This window comes from Micrococcus sp. 2A (assembly GCF_039519235.1).
Taxonomy (GTDB): Bacteria; Actinomycetota; Actinomycetes; order Actinomycetales; family Micrococcaceae; genus Micrococcus.
On the sequence record NZ_CP154351.1, the window covers coordinates 1,786,680 to 1,808,052 of the forward strand.

At 73.1% G+C, this 21,373-nt stretch carries 24 protein-coding genes and 1 pseudogene; 10 read left to right on the forward strand and 15 right to left on the reverse strand.

Going from position 1 to position 21,373, the window contains the following annotated elements:
- The first annotated feature begins 83 nt into the window (after nt 1-83).
- Nucleotides 84-575 carry a MarR family transcriptional regulator gene (locus AAG742_RS08155; protein WP_298711925.1) on the forward strand — a complete coding sequence of 164 codons (492 nt, stop codon included), beginning with the start codon at nt 84-86 and terminating at the stop codon, nt 573-575.
- Between the two features lie 33 nt (nt 576-608).
- On the opposite strand, the gene AAG742_RS08160 is transcribed toward AAG742_RS08155, so the two are convergent.
- The 6 genes from AAG742_RS08160 to AAG742_RS08185 all read right to left on the reverse strand — a co-directional run bounded on the left by AAG742_RS08160 (nt 609) and on the right by AAG742_RS08185 (nt 5,966).
- The gene (locus AAG742_RS08160) at nt 609-1,415 is read right to left on the reverse strand and encodes an alpha/beta fold hydrolase (protein WP_298711922.1); all 807 of its coding nucleotides are present in this window, start codon (nt 1,413-1,415) and stop codon (nt 609-611) included.
- A 26-nt stretch (nt 1,416-1,441) separates the two neighbouring features.
- A complete protein-coding gene (locus tag AAG742_RS08165) occupies nt 1,442-2,452 on the reverse strand; it encodes an NADP-dependent oxidoreductase (protein ID WP_298711919.1) in 1,011 nt (336 codons plus the stop codon).
- Between the two features lie 41 nt (nt 2,453-2,493).
- Complete coding sequence (locus AAG742_RS08170; protein WP_158491460.1) at nt 2,494-3,177, reverse strand: type 1 glutamine amidotransferase domain-containing protein; 684 nt, start codon at nt 3,175-3,177, stop codon at nt 2,494-2,496.
- 85 nt (nt 3,178-3,262) lie between these two features.
- A complete protein-coding gene (gene abc-f, locus AAG742_RS08175) occupies nt 3,263-4,915 on the reverse strand; it encodes a ribosomal protection-like ABC-F family protein (RefSeq protein WP_298711916.1) in 1,653 nt (550 codons plus the stop codon).
- Between the two features lie 28 nt (nt 4,916-4,943).
- A complete protein-coding gene (locus AAG742_RS08180) occupies nt 4,944-5,774 on the reverse strand; it encodes a patatin-like phospholipase family protein (protein ID WP_298711914.1) in 831 nt (276 codons plus the stop codon).
- Between the two features lie 45 nt (nt 5,775-5,819).
- Nucleotides 5,820-5,966, reverse strand: a complete 147-nt coding sequence (locus AAG742_RS08185) for a hypothetical protein (RefSeq protein WP_343282017.1) — start codon at nt 5,964-5,966, stop codon at nt 5,820-5,822.
- On the opposite strand from AAG742_RS08185, the gene AAG742_RS08190 reads away from it, so the two are divergent.
- Nucleotides 5,965-6,765 (forward strand): formate/nitrite transporter family protein, encoded by an 801-nt coding sequence (locus tag AAG742_RS08190; protein WP_298711912.1) that lies wholly within the window; start codon nt 5,965-5,967, stop codon nt 6,763-6,765. The genes AAG742_RS08185 and AAG742_RS08190 overlap by 2 nt on opposite strands.
- Before the next feature lie 23 nt (nt 6,766-6,788).
- On the opposite strand, the gene aqpZ is transcribed toward AAG742_RS08190, so the two are convergent.
- From aqpZ to AAG742_RS08205, 3 genes are all read right to left on the reverse strand, one after another.
- The gene (gene aqpZ / locus AAG742_RS08195) at nt 6,789-7,571 is read right to left on the reverse strand and encodes an aquaporin Z (RefSeq protein WP_298711908.1); all 783 of its coding nucleotides are present in this window, start codon (nt 7,569-7,571) and stop codon (nt 6,789-6,791) included.
- A 265-nt stretch (nt 7,572-7,836) separates the two neighbouring features.
- Nucleotides 7,837-8,316 carry an NUDIX hydrolase gene (locus AAG742_RS08200; protein WP_343282018.1) on the reverse strand — a complete coding sequence of 160 codons (480 nt, stop codon included), beginning with the start codon at nt 8,314-8,316 and terminating at the stop codon, nt 7,837-7,839.
- 9 nt (nt 8,317-8,325) lie between these two features.
- Entirely contained in the window at nt 8,326-8,607 is a 282-nt protein-coding gene (locus AAG742_RS08205; RefSeq protein WP_343282019.1) for a hypothetical protein, read from the reverse strand.
- 237 nt (nt 8,608-8,844) lie between these two features.
- On the opposite strand from AAG742_RS08205, the gene AAG742_RS08210 reads away from it, so the two are divergent.
- From AAG742_RS08210 to AAG742_RS08220, 3 genes are read left to right on the forward strand one after another with little or no spacing between them, the layout of a single operon-like run.
- On the forward strand, nt 8,845-9,606 hold the full coding sequence (locus tag AAG742_RS08210; protein ID WP_298711898.1) for a histidine phosphatase family protein: 762 nt from the start codon (nt 8,845-8,847) through the stop codon (nt 9,604-9,606).
- A complete protein-coding gene (locus AAG742_RS08215) occupies nt 9,603-10,145 on the forward strand; it encodes a DUF3090 domain-containing protein (protein WP_343282020.1) in 543 nt (180 codons plus the stop codon). The genes AAG742_RS08210 and AAG742_RS08215 overlap by 4 nt, the downstream gene beginning before the upstream one ends.
- Entirely contained in the window at nt 10,145-10,927 is a 783-nt protein-coding gene (locus AAG742_RS08220) for an SCO1664 family protein (protein WP_343282021.1), read from the forward strand. Before AAG742_RS08215 ends, AAG742_RS08220 begins: the two co-directional genes overlap by 1 nt.
- 346 nt (nt 10,928-11,273) lie before the next feature.
- Here the strand turns inward: AAG742_RS08220 and ychF are convergent, their stop codons facing one another.
- Both ychF and AAG742_RS08230 read right to left on the reverse strand, forming a co-directional pair.
- The gene (gene ychF, locus AAG742_RS08225) at nt 11,274-12,359 is read right to left on the reverse strand and encodes a redox-regulated ATPase YchF (protein ID WP_343282022.1); all 1,086 of its coding nucleotides are present in this window, start codon (nt 12,357-12,359) and stop codon (nt 11,274-11,276) included.
- Nucleotides 12,360-12,499: 140 nt separating this feature from the next.
- On the reverse strand, nt 12,500-12,973 hold the full coding sequence (locus AAG742_RS08230) for an Hsp20/alpha crystallin family protein (protein WP_298711555.1): 474 nt from the start codon (nt 12,971-12,973) through the stop codon (nt 12,500-12,502).
- 176 nt (nt 12,974-13,149) lie between these two features.
- Here AAG742_RS08230 and AAG742_RS08235 point away from each other — a divergent pair, with 176 nt between their 5' ends.
- Nucleotides 13,150-14,379: an MFS transporter gene (locus tag AAG742_RS08235; protein ID WP_343282023.1), complete on the forward strand. Its 1,230-nt coding sequence runs from the start codon at nt 13,150-13,152 to the stop codon at nt 14,377-14,379.
- A gap of 81 nt (nt 14,380-14,460) precedes the next feature.
- Here AAG742_RS08235 and AAG742_RS08240 read toward each other — a convergent pair whose 3' ends face one another.
- Nucleotides 14,461-14,991 (reverse strand): O-acetyl-ADP-ribose deacetylase, encoded by a 531-nt coding sequence (locus AAG742_RS08240; RefSeq protein WP_343282024.1) that lies wholly within the window; start codon nt 14,989-14,991, stop codon nt 14,461-14,463.
- A 56-nt stretch (nt 14,992-15,047) separates the two neighbouring features.
- Between AAG742_RS08240 and AAG742_RS08245 the strand changes: the two genes are divergently transcribed.
- Together AAG742_RS08245 and rmuC are read left to right on the forward strand one after the other, a co-directional pair.
- Nucleotides 15,048-15,512: a hypothetical protein gene (locus AAG742_RS08245; RefSeq protein WP_343282025.1), complete on the forward strand. Its 465-nt coding sequence runs from the start codon at nt 15,048-15,050 to the stop codon at nt 15,510-15,512.
- Between the two features lie 80 nt (nt 15,513-15,592).
- Nucleotides 15,593-16,855 (forward strand): DNA recombination protein RmuC, encoded by a 1,263-nt coding sequence (gene rmuC, locus AAG742_RS08250; protein ID WP_319074133.1) that lies wholly within the window; start codon nt 15,593-15,595, stop codon nt 16,853-16,855.
- Nucleotides 16,856-16,919: 64 nt separating this feature from the next.
- Here the strand turns inward: rmuC and AAG742_RS08255 are convergent.
- From AAG742_RS08255 to AAG742_RS08265, 3 genes and pseudogenes are all read right to left on the reverse strand, one after another.
- Nucleotides 16,920-17,299, reverse strand: a pseudogene (locus AAG742_RS08255) (hypothetical protein).
- Nucleotides 17,292-18,395, reverse strand: coding sequence for a 4-hydroxy-3-methylbut-2-enyl diphosphate reductase (locus AAG742_RS08260; protein ID WP_298987944.1), 1,104 nt, complete (start codon nt 18,393-18,395; stop codon nt 17,292-17,294). Before AAG742_RS08260 ends, AAG742_RS08255 begins: the two are co-directional and overlap by 8 nt.
- A 117-nt stretch (nt 18,396-18,512) precedes the next feature.
- Nucleotides 18,513-19,535, reverse strand: a complete 1,023-nt coding sequence (locus AAG742_RS08265; protein ID WP_298711571.1) for a hypothetical protein — start codon at nt 19,533-19,535, stop codon at nt 18,513-18,515.
- A 222-nt stretch (nt 19,536-19,757) separates the two neighbouring features.
- Here AAG742_RS08265 and xseA point away from each other — a divergent pair, with 222 nt between their 5' ends.
- Nucleotides 19,758-21,059 (forward strand): exodeoxyribonuclease VII large subunit, encoded by a 1,302-nt coding sequence (gene xseA / locus AAG742_RS08270; RefSeq protein ID WP_298987964.1) that lies wholly within the window; start codon nt 19,758-19,760, stop codon nt 21,057-21,059.
- Nucleotides 21,056-21,328: an exodeoxyribonuclease VII small subunit gene (locus tag AAG742_RS08275; protein ID WP_248118301.1), complete on the forward strand. Its 273-nt coding sequence runs from the start codon at nt 21,056-21,058 to the stop codon at nt 21,326-21,328. The genes xseA and AAG742_RS08275 overlap by 4 nt, the downstream gene beginning before the upstream one ends.
- The last annotated feature ends 45 nt before the right edge of the window (nt 21,329-21,373 follow it).

Genomic DNA, 21,373 nt, shown 5'->3' on the forward strand with positions numbered 1-21,373 from the left:
TGCGGGACGAGTCGGCTCCAGCCTGCCACCCGGTCAGGTCGCGCGCAACCAAGTTGTTCCCCAGCGACCACTAGAATGCTCCCATGGATGCCGCGCCGACCCCCAGCCTCGCCCTCGAGGACCAGCTCTGCTTCGCCCTGCACCGGGCGACGCGCGCCGTCACGCGCGGCTACGGCCCCCTGCTCTCCCGCCTCGGCCTCACCTACCCGCAGTACCTCGTGATGCTCACCCTGTGGCAGGTGGGGAGTGACGCCTCGGCTGAGACGGAGGCGTCGACGTCGGACGCCGCCGGCGCACTGGGGGTCGGCGCGCTGCGGGACCGGCTCGGCATGGACAACGGGACGATCACACCCCTGGTGCGGCGCCTCGCCGGCATGGGGCTCGTCACGCGGGAGCGCGACGTCCACGACGAGCGACGCGTGCTGGTCCGGCTGACGGACGAGGGACGAGCGCTGCGGGAGTCCGCCCGGACGGTCCCGGTGGACGCACTCACCCGGATCCCCCTCGACGCCACCGAGCGCCAGGTCCTCATGGACCTGCTGAACCGGATCACCGAGGCCGTCGGGCCGCGCTGAGCCGGCGGGAGCGGCCCGCGCGCCGAGCGCGGGTCAGCGCACCCGGTCCAGGATCGCCCGGGCGACGGCGTCCGCCTCGCGCTCAGGCAGCCAGTGGTCCGCGTCGAGCGCCACGAACCGGTACTCCCCCGCCACCTGCCCCGCCGTGAGCTCGGCGGCCCGCGGGCCCAAGGCCGCATCCCGAGTGCCCCACACATACGTGGTGGGGACCGACACGGGCGCGTTGCGCGTGGTGGTCACCAGATCCGGGTTCGCCCGATACCAGTTCACCGGGCCGCGCAGGCTCTGCGGGGTGGAGAACCGGCGGGCGTAGTGCTCCGCCCCGGGGACCTGCCCCCGCTGCAGCAGGGAACCCAGCCGTCGCGCGAGGATCCGTTCGGGGAGGGCCGGTGCCTGGAAGGCGGCGATGTACCAGCTGCGGCGCAGCTGGTCCGGGCCACGCAGGGCGCGGGCCAGGGCGGCCGGATGCGGCGTGGACAGGACCGTCAGGGACGCGACGCGCTCGGGGTGGGCGGTGGCCAGCGCCCAGGCGACGGCGCCGCCCCAGTCATGGCCGACGACGTGGACGCGCCGCGCCCCCGCCGCGTCCGCCAGCGCGACGGCGTCCCCCACGAGCGCCGGGAGGCGGTAGGCCGCCGTCGCCCGCGGAGCGGCCCCCGGGGAGTAGCCGCGCTGGTCCGGGGCGAGGGTGCGCAGCCCCGCGGCGTGCAGCAGCGGCTCGACGTGCCTCCAGGACGTGGCGTCCTGGGGGAAGCCGTGCAGCAGCAGCACCACCTCCCCCTCGGCCGGCCCGCCGTCCCGGACGTCGAAGGTCAGGCCCTGATGCCGGAAGGTGTCCATGCCGCCCCCGAGTGCGCCGTCGCTCGTCACAGCCGGACGAGCATCTTCCCCGTGTTGGCGCCCTCGAGCAGGTCGATGAACGCCTGGGGTGCGTTCTCCAGACCCTCCCGGACGGTCTCATCCCACTGGATCTTCCCGGCGGCGACCCACGGGCCCACGCGCTCCAGGAACTCGGGGCGGACCTGCGCTGCGTACTTCTGCAGGACGAAGCCGCGCAGGGTCAGCCGCTTGCCGATCGCCAGGGCGAGGTTGCGCGGGGCGGCCGGCGGCTCCGTCGAGTTGTACTGGGCGATCGCGCCGCACATCGCCACGCGGCCGTCGACCCGCATCGCGGCGATGGCGGCCTCGAGGTGGTCGCCGCCCACGTTGTCGAAGTAGACGTCGATTCCCTCCGGCGCCGCCTCGGCCAGCAGATCGGTGGGCGAGCCGTCGTGGTAGTCGAACGCGGCGTCGAAGCCCAGCTCCTTCACCCGCGCCACCTTCTCGGGCGTGCCCGCCGAGCCGACCACGCGCGAGGCGCCCAGCAGGCGGGCGATCTGGCCGGCGACCGAGCCGACGGCCCCCGCGGCGCCCGAGATGAAGACGGCGTCGCCCTCCTGCATCTCGGCCACGTGCACGAGGCCGGTGTAGGCGGTCAGACCCGTCATGCCCAGCACGCCCAGGTAGGTGCTGTCCGAGAACTGGGAGGTGTCCACGGCCTGGACGGTGTCGCCGTCGAGGACGGCGTGCTCGCGCCAGCCGAGGCCGTGGAGCACGGACGTGCCCTCCGGCACGTCCGCGTGACGCGAGGCGATCACGGTGCCCACCGCGCCGCCGTCGAGCGGGGCGTCGAGCTGGAACGGAGGCACGTAGGACTCGACGTCGTTCATGCGGCCGCGCATGTACGGGTCCACGGACATCACGGTGTTGCGCACGAGGACCTGGCCCTCGGCGAGCTCGGGGAGCTCGACCTCCGTGAGGCGGAAGTTCTCCGGCGTCGGGGCGCCGTGGGGGCGGGAGGCGAGGTGGATCTCGCGCGTGTGGGTGGGGGTGCTCATGGTGGTCTCCTCGGGGTCGAAGCGGCGGGCTCGGCGGGGGGTCAGCGCGCGAGCAGGTCCAGGAGGCGGCGGGCGGCGTCGGCGGAGGAGGCCGGGTTCTGGCCGGTCACCAGGGTGCCGTCCGTGACCACGAAGCTCTCCTGATCCGGGCCCTTGCGGTAGTCCGCGCCGGCGGCGATCAGGGAGTCCTCGACGAGGAACGGGACCACGTCCGTCAGCTGGGCGGCCTCCTCCTCGCCGTTGGTGAACCCGGCGACCTGACGGCCGCGCACGAACGGGGTGCCGTCGGCGGCGGTGATCGGGTGCAGGATCCCGGGCGCGTGGCAGACGAGGCCGAGCGGGCGCCCGGCCGCGTCGCTGTCGAGGATGATCCGCGTGGAGTCGGCGTCGGACACCAGGTCCCACAGCGGGCCGTGACCGCCCGGGTAGAAGACGGCGTCGAACCCGTCCACGTCCACCTGGGCCAGAGGCGTGGTGTGGGCCAGGGCGGCCTTGGCCTCCTCGTCCTGGTCGAACCGGCGGGTGGCCTCGGTCTGCATCTCCGGCTTCGAGCTCGTCGGGTCGATGGGCGGCTGGCCGCCGCGGGGCGAGGCGAGGGTGACCTCGTGGCCGGCGTCCGTGAAGACGTAGTAGGGCGAGGCGAACTCCTCGAGCCAGAACCCGGTCTTGCGGCCGGTGTCGCCCAGCTGGTCGTGCGAGGTGAGGATCATCAGGATGCGGGACATGTCGGGAGCCCTTTCGTTGGTGGGGACTGAACTCTCATGGTCGTACACAACCGAATCTCGGGCAAGGGTGACGGTGCCCGGGTCGTCAGCGCTCCGTCACCCGCCCGTCCTGGACCTGCCAGCGGCGGTCGGTGCGGACGGTGTCCAGCATGCGGCGGTCGTGGGTGACGAGCAGCAGGGCGCCCTCATAGGTCTCGAGGGCCTGTTCGAGCTGCTCGATGGCCTCCAGGTCCAGGTGGTTGGTGGGCTCGTCGAGCACCAGGACGTTCACCCCGCGGGCCTGGAGCAGGGCCAGGGATGCCCGGGTGCGCTCGCCGGGCGAGAGCTCGTCCACGGGGCGGTTCACGTGGTCGGCCCTGAGGCCGAACTTGGCCAGCAGGGTGCGCACCTCCCCGGAGGCCATCTCGGGCACGAGCGCCTCGACGGCCGCGGCGAGCGGGACGGTCCCGGCCAGCAGCGAGCGCGCCTGGTCGATCTCCCCGATCTGCACGCTGGACCCCAGGGCGGCCGTGCCCTCGTCCGGGGCCTGGCGGCCCAGCAGCCCGCGCAGCAGGGTGGACTTGCCGGCCCCGTTGGGCCCGGTGATGCCGATCCGCTCCCCCGCGTTCACCTGGAGGGACACCGGGCCGAGCGTGAAGCCGCCCTGCCGGAAGACGGCGTCGTTGAGGGTGGCGACCACCGAGCTGGAGCGCGGCGCCGCACCGATGGTGAACTCCAGCCTCCACTCCTTGCGCGGCTCCTCCACCTCCTCCAGGCGCGCGATGCGGCTCTCCATCTGCCGGACCTTCTGGGCCTGCTTCTCGCTCGACTCACTATTGGCCTTGCGGCGCAGCTTGTCGTTGTCCGGGGACTTCTTCATCGCGTTGCGCACGCCCTGGCTGGACCACTCCCGCTGGATGCGGGCGCGGGAGACGAGGTCCTGCTTCTGCTCGGCGAACTCCTCGTACTTCTCCCGGGCCTGGCGGCGCAGGGTGGCCCGCTCCTCGAGGTAGGCCTCGTAGCCGCCGCCGTAGACGCGGTTGGTGCGCTGGGCGAGGTCGAGCTCCAGGACGCGGGTGACGCAGCGGGCCAGGAACTCGCGGTCGTGGCTCACCAGCACGACGCCGCCGCGCAGCTCCTGCACGAAGGCCTCCAGGCGGGTCAGACCGTCGAGGTCCAGGTCGTTGGTGGGCTCGTCCAGGAGCACGACGTCGAAGCGGGAGAGCAGCAGCGCGGCGAGGCCGACGCGGGCGGCCTGCCCACCGGAGAGGGAGGTCATGAGGACCTGTTCCGGGGAGGCGGAGAGGTCCAGGCCGAGGTCGGCCAGGACGGCGGGGAGGCGCTCCTCCAGGTCCGCGGCCCCGGAGGCGAGCCAGCGGGAGAGGGCCGAGTTGTAGCGGTCCGCGGCGGCGTCGGTGACGTCCGGGTCCGCCAGGGCCTCGGCGGCCTCGTCCATCTCGGTCTGCGCGGCGGCGCACCCGGTGCGGCGGGCGATGTACCCGGCGACCGTCTCCCCCGGCACCCGCTCGTGCTCCTGCGGCAGCCAGCCCACGAACGCGTCGGCCGGGGCCAGGCTGACCGTGCCGGCCTGCGGCGCGAGGTCCCCGCCGAGGATGCGCAGCAGGGTGGACTTGCCCGCGCCGTTGGCCCCCACGACGCCGACGACGTCCCCGGGCGCGACCGTGAGGTCCAGATCCTCGAAGAGCGTGCGGTGGCCGTGGCCGCCGGCGAGGCCGGAGGCGACAAGGGTGGCGGTCATGGTGCTCCTGACGGAAGTGCGGCGGGCGTCAGGCCATTCTGCCGCGACTGAGCTCCACGAGCTTCTCGGCCCGGGCGCGCGTCGCCTCCTCTCCCGCCGCGATGGCGACGCCGGAGCTGCGGAAGTCCGCGACCGTCATCCCCTCGATCGGCGGGCTGATGAGCACGTCCGGCCGGTAGAGCGAGAGCCGGACGGTGGTGAGCTGGGCCTGCATGACGTCGATGGCCCGGATGGCCTGGCGCAGCGACGTGGCGGGCGAACGGCGGGTGCGGGTGCGCGCCCCGGCCTCCGGCCGCTCCAGGGGCTCGAGCGTGGTGGCATCGACGGCGATCACCCGCTGCGCGCCCAGGAAGCGCGCCCCGTCCACCGGGATCTGGTTGAGGATGCCGCCGTCCACCAGCACGGAGTCCCCCACGGTCACCGGCTCCAGCGCGCCGGGGTAGGCGGTGGTCGCCTGGATCGCGGTGATGAGGTCCCCGGTGTGCAGGTAGCGGGTCTGGCCCTCGACGACGTCGGCCGCGGTGAGCACCAGGGGGATCTGCAGCTCCTCGAAGGTGTCCGGGAGCAGCTCGCGGAGCCAGGCCCGCAGCCGCTCGCCGGAGAGGATGCCGCCGGTCAGGCCCCAGTTGATGAGCCGCGGCCAGTCCACGCTCCGCGCGATCTTCTCGAGTGAGGCGGCGTCGTGACCGGCAGCCATGAGCGCGCCAAGGAGGCCGCCCATGCTCGTTCCCGCGAGCACGTCCGGGCGGATGTCGAGCTCCTCGAGCACCCGCCAGACCCCGATGTGGCACAGCCCGCGCGCTCCTCCGCCGCCCAGGGCGAGGCCCAGCCGACCCGTGGGCCGTTCGTCATGCATCATGGGCCCAGCGTGCCACGGACGTGACCGTGAAGGGAGCGATGCCGGTCAGTCCGTCTCCGGCAGGCCGGCGGCCCACAGGGCGGCGAGCACCACGAGGTCCTCGTCGATCGGGAACCAGGACGGCGCCTGTGAGCGGGGGGGTGGGGCGCGCCGTACGGGACGTCCGCGGTGCCGTGGCAGGATCTCCGGCATGACAGGCGTGGATCACCAGCACCAGAGCGACGAGGACGGCACCGAGGATCCGGTGAGGCGGACCCATGAGGAGGCGGCAGACGAGGGCGCGGAACGCCTGCATCGGTCCCTCACCGTCCTGACTACCACCGGGTTCCTGGGCGGCGTCGAGATCACGATCGGCCTGCTCGCGTACCTGCTCACGCTCCACGAGACGGGCAGCCACCTGCTGGCCGGACTCGCGTTCTCCATTGGCCTGGTCAGCCTGTTCCTCGCCCACTCCGAACTCTTCACGGAGGGGTTCTACTACCCGATCACCGCGATCGCCGCCGGCCGGGGCACGTGGGTGGAGCTGCTGCGTCTGTGGGCGGTGACCCTCGTGATGAACCTCCTCGGCGGCACCGTGATGATCGCCCTCGTGGTGGCGGGGTTCCCCGACCTGCACGGCACCCTGGCCGAGAGCGCCCACCACTTCCTGGACATCGGCTTCAGCTGGCAGGGCGCCGCCCTGGCGGTCCTGGCCGGGGTGGCGATCACCCTCGTGACGCGGATGCAGGCCGGGACGGACAGCCCGACGGCGATGATCGTCGCGTCCGTCGCCGGAGCCATCGTCCTCGCCGGCGGTTCGCTCTTCCATTCGGTGATGGACTCGATCCTCATCATCGGAGCCATCCTGTCCGGAGCGCACGGCGTGGGCTGGCTCGAGTGGCTCAGCTGGGTGTGGTGGGTGATCCCCCTGAACATCCTCGGCGGGTTGGCGCTGACGACGGCGCCGCGCCTGCTGCGTTCCAAGGAGGTGCGGGAAGAGACGGGGCGGTGAGGGCAGGGCCCGAATGACAGGGATCAGACGGCGTCACGCGTCCCGTCGGCGGCGGGCTCGGGCAGCTCCTCGGTCACCCGGGAGGTGTTGGGGAAGACGAAGCGGTAGCTGAGACCGGCGACCGCGGCGCCCAACAACGGGGCCACGAAGAACAGCCAGACCTGGCCGAGGGCGTCCCCGCCCGCGAAGAGGGCCACGCCGAAGGAGCGAGCGGGGTTCACGGAGGTGTTCGACACGGGGATGGAGATCAGGTGGATCAGCGTGAGGGTCAGGCCGATGGCCAGCGGCGCGAAGCCGGACGGAGCACGGCGGTCCGTGGCGCCGAGGATGACGTAGAGGAACACGGCGGTCAGCAGCACCTCGGTCAGGAACACCGCGCCCATCGAGTAGCCCGCGGGCGAGAGTTCGCCATAGCCGTTGGTGGCCAGGCCGTTCTCCGCAAGCGAGTAGCCCGGACGACCGGAGGCGATCGCCAGCAGCACGCCGCCGGCCGCCACGCCGCCCACGAGCTGGGCGATCCAGTACGGCACAGTGAGCTTCCACGGCAGACGACCCGCGAGCGCCGCACCCAGCGTGACGGCCGGGTTGAAGTGACCGCCGGAGACGTGGCCCACGGCGTAGGCCATGGCCACCACGGTCAGGCCGAAGGCGAGGGCGACGCCGAGGAAGCCGATGCCCATGTTGACGCCTGTGGCGTCGTCGATCACGGAGGCGGAGAACACGGCCGCACCGGCGCCGCCGAAGACGAGCACGAAGGTGCCGAGGAGCTCGGCGGAGAGCTTGGAGACGAGCGGGGAGTCGTTCATGGTGGTCCTGTCAGAAGGTCTGGGGGGTGGGATCCTTTCGCTACGGTACCCGAGCCGGGGCATCCTCCCCGGAGGGTCCTCGACCTCTTCCGCTGCCACGGCAGCGCCGTCCGTGGGACCGTCCCGCCGTTGCCTGGGCGCACCGTCTCGTCCCGCGTCCACTCTCCTGGCCGGGCCGCCACGATCACCTCCGCAGATCAGGCGGCGGCCCTCATCCAGGACGGGGACGCCGCCGGGCACCGCTCGTCCGGCCGGGGGCCGGGCCTCAGCCCGCCGGCTGATCCACCCCCGCGGCGGGACGTCCGTCCTCCAGGTAGACGCAGTGCGCGGCGTCCCAGGCGGCGTCGACGCGGCGGGCGATCGCCGGGCGCAGGAGCTTCCGGGCCTCCTGGCGCGTCACGAAGCGATGCTCGGAGGCCTCGTCCTCCTGCAGGCCGATGGCGGCGACGTCCGCGGCAGTGAGCGGGTGGACGGCGCGAAAGAGGAAGCGCAGGCCGATCCGGCCGTCGGCTTTGCTGGGCCGCGTGTCGACGGCGACGAGCCGCCCGGCGGTCACCTCCAGCCCCGTCTCCTCCCGGACCTCGCGGCGGCAGCCGTCCCAGGGGGACTCGCCGTCATCCTCCATGATCCCGCCGGGGATGGTCCACCCCTTCTTGTAGGTGGGCTTGAGCACGAGCAGGCGGCCGGCCTCGTCGAAGAGGAGGCAGCCGCAGGAGACGGGGACGGAAGGGATCAGGAAGGACATGGCGCCAGCCTAGAGGCGGGCGCCGGCGGGGCGCTGGCCGGCGGGCTCGTGCCCCGCGCGGCGGGCGCGCACCGTGCGGACGGCCAGGATCAGCCAGGCGAGCACGGCCAGCGCGGCGAACACCGCAGGCAGCACGTGCCCCAGGAGCACGGAGGAGGCGACGGCGGCGAGGAACGCGGCCTGGTTGAGGACGACGTCGTACACCAGCGCGATGAACCGCCGGTTCACCACGTGGAGCCCGGCGATCGCTACGCCGCACGCGAACGTCACCGAGAGCAGGAGGTTGACCACCGGGGGAGGGTATCAGCGGCGGTCGAGGCGGACGGCCTCGAGCATGCGGCGGTCGTGGGTGACCAGCAGCAGGGCGCCGTCCTAGGCCTCGAGGGCCTGCTCCGGGCGTTCGAGGCCCGCAGACGGGCGTCAGCCTTGCCGGGCATAGGCGCGCTCGCGTTGCGTCACTGACACTTTGCGTCATGGCCGCGAGGCTTTGTCCGCGAGAGGCGGGCATCCCCTCGCTACGCTGAGGCCATGGCGACGGTTCTCCTCGTGCGGCACGGCCGCACCACGGCCAACGCGACGGGACTGCTGGCAGGCCGGACCCCCGGGGTCAGCCTGGACGAGCACGGGCGGGAGCAGGCGGCACGCACCGGGGAGCGGATCGCGGCCGTGCCCGTGGCCGCGGTGGTGGCCAGCCCCCTGCAGCGGTGCGCGCAGACCGCGCACGCCATCCTCGAACGGCAGCCGGACGCGGTGCCCTCGCTGGTCGACGATGGCCTCACCGAATGCGACTACGGCCAGTGGCAGGGGCGCATGCTCAGCGACCTGGCCACCGAGCCCCTGTGGGCGAGCGTGCAGACCCAGCCGTCCGCCGTCGTCTTCCCGGGCGGCGAGTCCATGGCGGGGATGCAGGCCCGGGCGGTGGCGGCGATCCGCCGGCACGACGCCGCCGTCGAGGCCGAGCACGGGCCCGGGGCGGTGTGGGTGGCGGTGAGCCACGGGGACGTCGTCAAGTCGATCCTGGCCGACGCGCTCGGCCTGCACCTGGACCTGTTCCAGCGGATCGAGGTGGGCCCCGCATCCGTGTCCGTCGTGAGCTACGGCCCGAGCCGCCCGCGGGTCTGGGCGATGAACACCGACGCCGGGGACCTCTCCTGGCTTGCGAAGCTCGGCCCGTCCGACGAGGCCCCGGTGGGCGGCGGCGCGGGCGCACCGACGACGGCGGCGGACACGACCGCTGGCGCGGGCACCGGCTCGGCGGGCGAGCAGCCGACGCCTAGGATCGGCGCATGACCGAGACGCCTGCCCATGTCCATGAGTTCGACTGGCCGGATCGGGTGGTGATCGGGACCGTCGGGCGTCCCGGTGCCCGGACGTTCTACCTGCAGGTGCGCGCCGGGGCGCGGCTGATGAGCGTCGCGCTGGAGAAGCAGCAGTCCGCCATCATGGCGGCGAAGATCGACGAGATCCTCGACGAGCTCATGGCCCTGGAGGGCAACCCGCACAGCGTCCCGGCGAGCACGCCCGCAGAGCTCGTGGACAACGATCCGCTGGAGCCGGTGCAGGAGCGGTTCCGCGTCGGCGCCATCGGCCTCGGCTGGGATCCCTCGACGGCACAGGTTGTCGTAGAGGTGCACCCGCTCGTCGAGGACGAGTCCGACCAGCTCCTCGGGGCGGAGTCCGAGGCGGTGTTGGTGCGGATGCCGGTCGGCGCCGCCCGCGCGTTCACGCGGCGCACCCGGGAGGCCGTGGACGCCGGACGCCCGATGTGCTCGGACTGCGGCCACCCCATGGACCCGGACGGTCACGTCTGCGGCGGCCCCGAGGCCTGATGAGCGCCGAGGATGGGGTGGGCGAAGAGCTGATGACCGGCGAGCTGACGCTCACCGGCCGCATCACGACGGCGTCCAATGCCACGTTTCTGGGCGCCATCGGTGACACGGTGGTGGTCTACAAGCCTGTGGCGGGCGAAGCGCCGCTCTGGGACTTCCCCGCCGGGACCCTGGCCCGCCGGGAGGTGGCGGCGTACCTGGTGTCAGAGGCGCTGGGGTGGGACATCGTGCCGCGCACGTGGCTGCGGGACGGGCCGTTCGGCGAGGGCATGGTGCAGCTCTGGCAGGAGCAGGATCCGGCCCAGGATGCGGTGGACCTGTTTCCGGCGGACGAGGTGCCGGCCTCGGGGTGGCTCACGATCCTGGAGGGTGAGGACGACGGTGGGAATCGGCTGGTCCTGGCCCACGAGGACTCAGCGGCCCTGCGCCGGATGGTGGTGTTCGACGTGGTGGTCAACAACGCCGACCGCAAGGGCGCCCACATCCTCGCCATGCCCGGCGGGCACCGTTACGGGGTGGACCATGGGCTCACGTTCCATGTGGCGGACAAGCTGCGCACGGTGCTGTGGGGATGGATCGGTGAGGAGCTGAGCGAGGAGGAGCGCGACGACGTGGGGCGCGTTCTGGAGGCAATTGACGGGGAGCCGGGTGAGCGGCTGGCGGAGCTGCTGAGTGCCGAGGAACGCGAAGCCCTTGCCGAACGCTGTGCCCAGTTGGTCGACGACGGGATCTTCCCTGCCCCGAGCGGGCTGACGCCGGCCGTGCCCTGGCCGCTCTTCTGACGGGCCTGAGGCGTCAGGCAGGACTCGCTGATGCCGAAGGCCTTCGCGATCTGGTTCAACCGGGCGCCAGGTTCGCGGTTCAGTGCGACGCGGACGACGTCATCACGGAACTCTTTGGGGTATGGGGCGGGCATGGTGCACATCCATCCCTGCGGTGTGGGAGCACCACAGATCGTATGTCACCTACACGTGCGTCAGTCCCATCGGCCTCTGCGGAAGTTCCGCGGAGGTCGATCAAAATCCCAGGTCAGCGGGGCAAGCGCTTAGCAACTGATGGTAGATCGGAACTCGACTGACGGGCCAGATCAGAAGCTGCGAAGGCAAAACCCCTGGTCAGACGCCCTCTTTAGACATTGAACCTGAATTCAACTACGTCCCCATCCTTCATCACGTAGTCCTTGCCCTCCATGCGCACCTTGCCGGCGGCCTTGGCGTCGGCCATGGACCCGGCAGCGATCAGATCGTCGAAACTCACGATCTCCGCCTTGATGAAGCCGCGCTGGAAGTCGGTGTGGATCACGCCGGCGGCCTCGGGCGCCGTCGCCCCCACCGGAATCGTCCAGGCGCGCGTCTCCTTCGGCCCCGCCGTCAGGTAGGTCTGCAGGCCGAGGGTGGAGAAGCCCACGCGGGCCAGCTGGTCCAGCCCGGACTCGTCCTGCCCGGCCATCTCCAGCATCTCGGCGGCCTCCTCGTCGGAGAGCTCCACGAGGTCGGACTCGAGCTTGGCGTCCAGGAACACGGCATCGGCGGGGGCCACCAGATCACGCAGCTCCTGCTGCTTGGCCTCGTCCCCCAGCACACCCTCGTCCGAGTTGAACACGTAGATGAACGGCTTGGCGGTGAGCAGGCTCAGCTCGCGCAACCGGTCCATGTCCAGCTTGTCCTTGTCCTTCGCCGCGAAGATCGTCTCACCCCGCTCCAGCACCGCGAGCGCGGTCTGCAGCGCCTCGAGGTCGGCGGGCTCCTTCTTCTTGCCCTTGACCTCCTTCTCGACGCGCGGGATCGCCTTCTCCACGGTCTGCATGTCCGCGATGATCAGCTCGGTGTTGATGGTCTCCATGTCCGAGGCCGGGTCCACCTTGCCGTCCACATGGACGACGTCGCCGTCGTCGAACGCGCGCACCACCTGGGCGATCGCGTGGGCCTCACGGATGTTCGCCAGGAACTGGTTGCCCAGGCCCTCCCCCTCGGAGGCACCCTTCACGATGCCGGCGATGTCAACAAAGGACACCGTGGCCGGCAGGATGCGCTCGGAGCCGAAGATCTCGGCCAGCTGCGGCAGGCGCTCGTCCGGCAGGTTCACCACGCCCACGTTCGGCTCGATCGTCGCGAACGGGTAGTTCGCCGCGAGCACGGTCTGGCGCGTCAGCGCGTTGAACAGGGTCGACTTGCCCACGTTGGGCAGTCCCACGAATCCGATAGTCAAAGCCACGCATCGAGTCTACCGGCGGCTCCGTCTCCCATCGGCATGGCAACGGGGCCGCTCCCCGAAGGGAACGGCCCCGTCCACGTGGTCGCGCGGCACGACGCCGTCGTGTCGCCTCGCGCGGGCGGTTCACCGCCGCCGGTGCGTCACTCGCCGGAGGTCTCCTGCTCCCCCGCGCCGGGCTCGTTCTCCACGGTCTCCCCGGAGATCTGGGTGGCGGCACCGGAGTGCTTCACGTCGATCTTGCGCGGCTTGGCCTGCTCGGCCACCGGAATGGTCAGCGTCAGCACGCCGTCGGCGTAGTCCGCCTCCACCTTGTCCAGGGCGAGGCCACGGCCCAAGGTCAGCTGGCGGGCGAAGGCGCCGGCGGAACGCTCGCGGGTCAGCCACTGGCGACCCTCGCCGTCGGACTTCTCCTTGCGCTCGGCGCGGATGGTGAGCGTGCGCTCCTCCACGTCCACGTCGATGGAGCTCGGGTCCACGCCCGGCAGCTCCACCTCGGCGACGAACCGGTCGCCCTCCCGGTAGAGGTTCATGGGCATCGAGCCCTGGCCGGCCACGCGCGCGATGCCGTTCATGAAGCGGTCCATCTCACGGAAGGGATCAACAGTACGAGCCATCATTCACTCCTCGTCAGTGTGGTGCGGCCGCTCCCGGTGAGCGGCGTCCGCCCGGTGCAACGCTCGTCCCCCCGCGGGTATTCCGCGAACCTGAGTCACTTTCGCTCAGGTCCTCACGCCGCACCCACGCTCTACCCTGACGGCGTACCCGCCCCGCCGCCGGAGAGGTCCCTCCCATGCTCAGCGTCCTGCGCCAGCCCACCTACGCGCGGCTGTTCGGCGCGCAGGTCATCGCGCTGCTCGGAACCGGCCTGCTCACCGTGGCGCTGGGCCTGCTCGCCTACGACATCGCGGGCGCGGCCGCCGGCGTCGTGATGGGCACCGTCATGGCCGTCAAGATGATCGCGTATGTGCTCATCTCCCCTGTCACCACGGCGCTCGTCGCCCGCCTGCCTGCGCGCCCCGTCCTGATCGGCGCGGACTTGGTGCGGGCCGCCGTCGCGCTCTCCCTGCCGTTCGTCACCGAGGCGTGGCAGACGTACGCGCTGGTGTTCCTGCTGCAGTCCGCCTCGGCCACGTTCACCCCCACGTTCCAGGCCGTGATCCCCACCGTGCTCCCCGAGGAGCGGGAGTACACCCGCGCGCTCTCCCTCTCCCGCCTCGCCTACGACGTCGAGTCCCTCGTCAGCCCCCTGCTCGCCGCCGCCCTCCTGACAGCGATGAGCTACCACAGCCTCTTCGTGGGCACCGTGGTCGGCTTCCTCGCCTCAGCGGCGCTCGTGGCCTCAGCCCGCTTCCCCGCGGTGCAGGCCCCCGCCCCCGCGCCCTTCCTGGACCGGCTCACCCGGGGCACGCGCCTCTTCCTGGCCTCCCCAGAGCTGCGGGGGCTGCTCGGCCTCAACCTCGTGGTCGCCACGACGACGGCCATGGTCATCGTCAACACCGTCGTCCTCGTGCAGGCCGAGCTGGGCCGGCCGCAGGAGGACGTCGCGCTGCTGCTGACCGCGCACGGCGTCGGCTCCATGCTCGTGGCCCTGACCTTGCCGTCCTGGCTCGACCGTGTTCCCGACCGCCGTGTCATGCTCGCCGGCGCCGCGGCCCTGCCCCTGCTCTTGCTGGCCGGCGTCGGTGCGCTCGTGGGGATGGAGGGCACGGCACGGTGGGCCGCGCTGCTCACGGTCTGGGCCCTGCTGGGCGCGGCCACCTCGGCCGTGCTCACCCCGTCCGCCCGACTGCTGCGCCGAGGCAGCACGGAGCAGGACCGCCCCGCCGTCTTCGCCGCGCAGTTCTCCCTCTCCCACGCGTGCTTCCTGCTGACCTATCCGCTCGCGGGGATCCTCGGCGCGTCCCTCGGCCTGCCCGCGGTGGGCCTGGTGCTGGTCGGGATCGGTGCGCTCGGGCTGGCGTTCGCGGCGGTCTCCTGGCGCGGGCTCGCTCCGCGCCGCCCCGCTCCCGCGCACCCATGACATCCGTCATGCCCACCTCCTGGCGGCGGCGACGACGACGCACGGGCAGGTGGCCGTCGTCGCGCGGGGCCGCGGCGGGCTCTAGGGGCGGACCACGGCGAGCGCCGTGCGGAAGGCCTGCTCCGCCTTCTCGCCGTACGGCACGAAGATCACCTCGCGCACGGTGTGTCCCACCTCCTCCGCCATGGCGTCGGAGGTCTCGACGGCGATGCGCGCGGCGTCGTCCATCGGCCAGCCGTAGACGCCCGCGGAGATGGCGGGGAACGCCACGGTCTCCGCCCCCAGTTCCCTCGCCACCCGCAGCGACTCGCGGTAGCAGGAGGCGAGGATGTCAGACTTGTCCTTGGTCTTGGCCCACACCGGACCCACCGTGTGGATGACCCAGCGTGCGGGCAGGCGCCCCGCCGTCGTCGCCACGGCCTGCCCGGCGGGCAGGCCGTCCGGCAGCGTGGTCTCCCGCAACGCCCGGCACTCGGCGAGGATCTCCGGGCCGCCCCGGCGGTGGATGGCGCCGTCCACGCCGCCCCCGCCGAGGAGGCGGGAGTTGGCCGCGTTCACGACGGCGTCGGCTGCGGTGGCGGTGATGTCCCCGGGGGCGATGACCAGCTTCATGCGTGCCACCGTAGGGGCCTGGGCGAGCCCCGGACAGGGCCGGTAGCCTCGGGCCGGTGAGCTCCGCCGATCAGAACCCCGCCGACCAGTCCCCCGCCGCCGCCCCGCCCACCCCGCCGTCCGCGGCGATGCTGCCCCTCATCACGCTGGGCGTGGAGCACGTCTTCGACACGCTCTCCTCGCAGCCCGTCTTCCACCCCACCATCCTGGCCGTGACGGCCGAGGGGATGCAGGGGATGTGGACCCACCCGGACCTCACGCCTGAGGGGGCGGCGCAGGCCGTGGCCGAGCTCGTGCCGCGCCCCGAGCGCGCCGTCGCCGTGTTCGACGGCGAGGTGGAGACGCCGGACGGGCCGCGGCCCGCCGTCGCCGTCGAGGCGTTCGAGGCGGGGTCGCTGACCTCGGTGCGCGTGATCGTCCGCTACCTCCCCGGCGTGCCCGCGGCGGGTCTGGACGCGCAGGTCGAGGGCGATCCGGAAGTGGCCGCCAACGGCCCGAACCCCCTGTTCGGCGCGTTCTGAGGGCCCTGCCGCAGGGATCTGGGGCCGCCGCGCCGCGTGGCGGCCTTACCGTGTCCGCTCCAGCTGGGACAGTGGTCCGCATGGAAAACCTGAGTCTCCTGCTGGCCCTGCTGCTCGGCCTCGTCCTGGGCGCCCTGCTGGGCGCATGGCTCGTGTGGCGCCGTCTGAGCGGCGGCACCGGCGAGGCGGCGCACGTGCGGCGAGAGCTGGACGCGCTGCGCACCGAGCACCAGAGCGCACGCGAGGAGCTGGCCGCCGTGCGCGCGGAGAACCGCGCCGTCACCGCCCAGCGCAGTGAGGACGCGGAACGCGCCCAGGCCGAGTCCCGCGTGCTGAGCACCCTCGCCCCGCTCGGCCAGCAGCTGGCCTCCCTGCAGAAGCAGGTGAGCGTGCTCGAGCGGGACCGCGTGGAGCAGTTCGGCCAGCTCGGCGAGCAGCTGCGCGTGGCCGCCGCCACGGACCGGGACCTGCTCAACCAGACCACCTCGCTCATGGCCACGCTGAAGTCCACCTCGGCACGCGGGCACTGGGGAGAGGCGCAGCTGCGCCGCGTGGTGGAGGCGGCGGGCATGCTGCACCACGTGGACTTCTCCGAGCAGACCACCATCGTCGGCACCGAGGGCGAGCGGCTGCGGCCGGACCTCGTGGTGTCCCTGCCCGGAGGCAAGTCCCTGGCCGTGGACGCCAAGGCCCCGCTCGGGGACGCGCTCGCCGCCGAGGCCCTCGCGGACGAGCCGGGAGAGGAGGCCGCCGAGCGTCGCCGGGCACTGGCCGCACAGCACGCCGCCGCCGTGCGCCGGCACGTGGACCAGCTGGCCGCGAAGTCGTACTGGTCCGGTCTCAGCCACTCACCCGAGCTCGTGCTGTGCTTCCTGCCGGCCGAGTCCTTGCTCGCCGCGGCCCTGGACGCGGACGGCGGCCTGCTGGACCACGCCTTCTCCAAGAACGTAGCGCTTGTGGCGCCAGTGTCCCTGCTGACCGCGCTGAAGTCCGTGGCGTACGCGTGGCGGCAGGATCGGCTCGCGGAGAACGCCCAGTTCATCGTCACGAGCGCACGCGAGCTCTACGACCGGCTCGGCACCCTCGGCTCCCACCTGGACCGCATGGGCGGGTCGCTGAAGACCACGGTGGACCGGTACAACCAGCTCGTCGGCACGGTCGAGTCCCGGGTCCTCCCCTCGGCGCGCAAGCTGCGGGAGGCCGACCCGGGGCTGCCACCCACCGCAGGCATCCGCACGCTCGAGTCGGCGCCCCGGGTGCTCTCCGCCCCGGAGCTGGTGGAAGGGCTGGGCATGGAGGGGCTCAGCGAGGACGACGGATTCGGCGGCCGCCGCGCCGGGTGAGGCGTCGGAGCGTGCCGGGCAGACCCCTCGGCCCGTGGGCAATCGGCGCCGCGTCAGTGCCCCGTCAGCGTCCCGTCGCCGGCCCCGCCGCCAGCAGCGCTCGCAGGGCAGTCAGGCCCCGGGCGGTGAGCTGGTCGAGCGTGCCGTCGTTGGCCAGCACCACGCCCTCCTCGTCCGGACCGAGCGGCTCCAGGGTGGCGATCTGCGCGTCCAGCAGGGCGGCCGGCATGAAGTGGCCGCGCATCCGCGTGGCCACGGGTGCCGGTCCGCGTCCGTCAGCGGCGTCCCGGCGGCCACGAGGGCCTTCGCCTCCGGTGAATGCAGGTCGTCGGCCTCCCCGAACGGGGCCCCCAGGCGCTGCGCGAGCCGCGTCGCCAGGGCCGTCTTCCCCGAGCCGGAGACGCCCATGACCACCACGGCCGTCCCGGCGAGCGGTTCAGGCATCCCCACGGCGATGCCCACCGAGGGAGCGGGACTCGTCCCCGGCCTTCTTCAGCTCCGCGCGCAGCTCCTTGGGCAGGGAGAAGATGATGTCCTCCTCGGCCGTGACCACCTCGTCCACCTGCGCGTAGCCGTAGTCCGCGAGGAGCGCGAGCACGTCCTGCACGAGCACCTCGGGCACGGACGCGCCGGAGGACAGCCCCACCGTCGCCACTCCCTCGAACCACGCCTCGTCGATCTGGCTGGCGAAGTCCACGCGCTCGGCGCGGGTGGCCCCGTACTCGAAGGCGACCTCCTTCAGGCGCACCGAATTCGAGGAGTTGGCCGATCCCACGATGATCACCAGGTCGCACTCCGGGGAGATCAGCTTGATCGCCGCCTGCCGGTTGGACGTGGCGTAGCAGATGTCGTCCGAGGGCGGGTCCTGCAGGTTCGGGAAGCGCTCGCGCAGCACCGCGACGATCTCGAGGGCCTCGTCCACGGAGAGCGTGGTCTGCGAGAGCCAGATGAGGTTGTCCGGGTCGTCCACCTGGACGGTGCGGGCCTCCGCGACGTCGTTGATCACCGTGGTGTGCTCGGGTGCCTCGCCGTACGTGCCCTCGACCTCTTCGTGGCCCTCGTGGCCGATCAGCAGGATGTGCTTGTCCTGACGGGCGAAGCGCACCGCCTCGCGGTGCACCTTCGTGACCAGCGGGCACGTGGCGTCGATGGTCTCCAGGTTCCGCTCGGCGGCCTCGGCCACCACGGCCGGGGAGACGCCGTGCGCGGAGAACACGGTGAGGGCGCCGTCCGGCACCTGGTCCAGCTCGTCCACGAACACCACGCCGCGCTCGGTCAGGGTGTCCACCACGTGGCGGTTGTGCACGATCTCCTTGCGCACGTACACGGGGGCGCCGTGGTGCTCCAGGGCCTTCTCCACGGCGACGACGGCGCGGTCCACGCCGGCGCAGTAGCCGCGCGGGGCGGCGAGCATCACGCGCTTCGGGCCGGTGACGGGCGCGGCGGCCTCCACCTCGGCGCGGGAGCGGCGCGTGCGCGGCACCTGAGGCATGCCGAGGCCGACGGCGGACGGGCGGGTGGCGGCAGCGGTGACGGACATGCCCCCCATGGTATCGGCCCGTGGCCCGGCCCCTCCGGGTGGGCGGGGCGTCCGCTCAGCGCGAAGGCGGCGACGCCGTCCGGACCGCGCCCCGCGGCCGCTCAGGGCCGTCCTGACTCACCGGCGGGGGCGACCTCGCGTGAGGGCCAGCTCGAGGAGGAACACCACCACGCCGACCCCGAGCGTGATCGAGGCCGCCGTCGTGAGGGTCGCCGCGTAGGGGGTCAGGGCCGTGTCGATCGCCGGGCGCAGGGCACGCTGGGCCTCCACCGCGAGGTGGGCGACGCCGTCGGCGACGCCGTCGGGCGCCACCACGGAGAACGCGTCGGAGCGGGTCGCGTTGCCCAGCAGCATCCCGCCGACGAGCATCACGGCGCCCGCGAGCGCGATCGAGGGGCCCCGCCACCGCGGCCGGGCCAGCACGAGGGCCGCGAGGAGGAGGAGCCCGGCCGCCACCGCGGCCCACCTCCAGTGCGCGGAGGCGGCGGCCCACCACGCGACGGTGGAGCGGTCCACGTCCTTCAGGGAGTCCACCGTGACGGTCATGGTGAGGTCCGTGCTGTCCCTCAGCTCGGCGGCGCGGTCGTACATGGGGGCGATCACGGTGTCCGCGGCCCAGTCCCCGAAGTCCGTGCCCGTCACGGCCTCGAGGATCCCCTGGCCGGGCACGTCGAGCTCGTTGCGGCGCAGGCGCGTCTCGATGTCGCCGAGCGCCGCCGCGACGCCGGACTGCGCCACCGGGCCGAAGGGGACGGTGAAGTCCCCTCCGGGCACGAAGCCCTCGGTCCCCCGGGCGTCCTTGAGGTCCAGCAGCCATGCGCGCCGCGCCTCGTCCGCGGTGTCGGACCAGCCCTGCACCACGCTGGGATCCTGCGCCACGTTCTGCGCCACGGGCCGGATCAGGTCCTCCACGGCCTGCGTGAGCGGGTCCGGGACCTCCTCCGGCACCAGGTCCTCCACCGCCCCGGTGACGGCGCCGGGGATCGCGGCGCGCACCTGCTCGTCCGAGGCCACCTGCTCGGCGACGCCCCGGACCAGCTCGGGCCGGTGGGCGGCCTCGTCCACGAGCGCACCGGCGGTGGCGAGCACGGCGGACAGTCCGGCGAGGAGGGCCAGGAGGAGGGCGAGGAGCGAGCGCATGGGCGGGACCTTCCGGTGCGGGCGAGGACGACCGACGGCGGCGTGCGGCGGCACGGACGGGCCGGGCATTACTGTGTCCGAGGGTACTGACACACTCGGGACGTGTCCCCGGCGGGCCCGCCCGCCCGAGGCGTCCGCCGCCGTCGTCCCGCCGCGCCGGCACCCCAGCGGCCCGAGACAGGAGATCCCGTGGAACCCCAGCGCACCGAGACCGACCCCGCCCTGACCGCAGCGTCCGGCGCGCCCGGCCCGGTGGACGTGCCCGCGCTCGCCTCGGAGACCTCCGCCGAGCGGCCCTGGCCGCTGCGCCGTCTCTCGGAGAACCTGAAGATCCACATCGAGCGGGCCCCGGCCACGTGGATCGAGGGCCAGCTGATCGAGTACAAGAACAACCGCGGCAACGTGTACATGACCATGCGGGACCTCGAGGAGGAGTACTCCCTGCCGGTCACCGCGTGGCGCACGGTGGCCATGGGGTTCGAGGGCACGGTGCAGCAGGGCTCGCGCGTCGTCGCCCGGGTGAAGCCGAGCTTCTGGACGAAGGGCGGCCGGCTCTCCATGGTGGTGCAGGAGATGCGCCCGGTCGGCCTGGGAGACCTGCTGGCCCGCGTGGAGCTGCTGCGCCGCCGCCTGGGCGAGGAGGGCCTGCTGGACGCCTCCCGCAAGCGGGCCCTCCCCCTGCTGCCCGGCGTCATCGGGCTCATCACCGGCCGGGACTCGGACGCGAAGAAGGACGTGCTGCGCAACACCCAGCTGCGCTGGCCCGCCGCGCGGTTCGAGGTCCGCGAGGTGGCGGTCCAGGGCTCGGAGGCGCCCCGCCAGGTGGCGGCGGCCCTGGCGGAGCTGGACGCCCGTCCGGACGTGGACGTCATCGTGATCGCCCGCGGCGGCGGCGCCCTCGAGGAGGTCATCCTGCCGTTCTCGGACGAGGCCCTCGTGCGCGCCGTCGCGGCGGCCCGCACCCCGGTGGTCTCCGCGATCGGCCATGAGGCGGACCGCCCGGTGCTGGACGACGTCGCAGACCTGCGCGCCTCCACGCCCACGGACGCCGCGAAGCGGATCGTGCCGGACGCGGCCGTGGAGTCGGCCGGCGTGGCGGACGCACGGCACCGGCTGGCCGCCGCCGTCGAGCGCCGCGTGGTGCGGGAGGGCGAGGGCCTGGCGCAGCTGCGCTCCCGTCCCGTCCTCGCCGATCCCAGGGTGATGGTGGACCGGCGCGAGGAGGACCTGCACACGTGGCGGGAGCGCGCCCGGCGCTCCACCGGGCACCGCCTCACGCTGGAGCGGGACGCCGTGGCGCACCTGGTGGCCCGAGTGCGCTCCCTCTCCCCGCAGCAGACCCTGGACCGCGGGTACGCCGTGGTCCAGCACGCCGGCCACCTGGTGCGCGACGCCGCACAGGTGGCCCCCGGAGACACCCTCGACGTCCTCGTGGCCGCCGGCCGCATGGCCGCCGAGGTCACGCACACCACACCGGCGGCGCCTGCCGCAGGCCCCGCCCCCACCCCCCAGGAGCAGTCATGACGGAGCAGAGCAGCACCCCCCACGCCGCCCCGGTGGAGGGCTTCGCCGGAGCGGACACCTCGGACGTGGCCGCCATGAGCTACGAGCGCGCCCGCGCCGAGCTCGTGGAGACCGTGTCCCGGCTCGAGGCCGGCGGCGCCGGGCTCGAGGAGTCCCTCGCCCTCTGGGAGCGCGGCGAGGCCCTGGCCGCGCGCTGCCAGGCCTGGCTCGACGGCGCCCGCGCGCGGCTCGACCAGGTGCGCGGCACCGCGGACGCCGCCCAGGACTGAGCCGGCCACGGACGACGGCGCCCCGCACCGGGAGGGTGCGGGGCG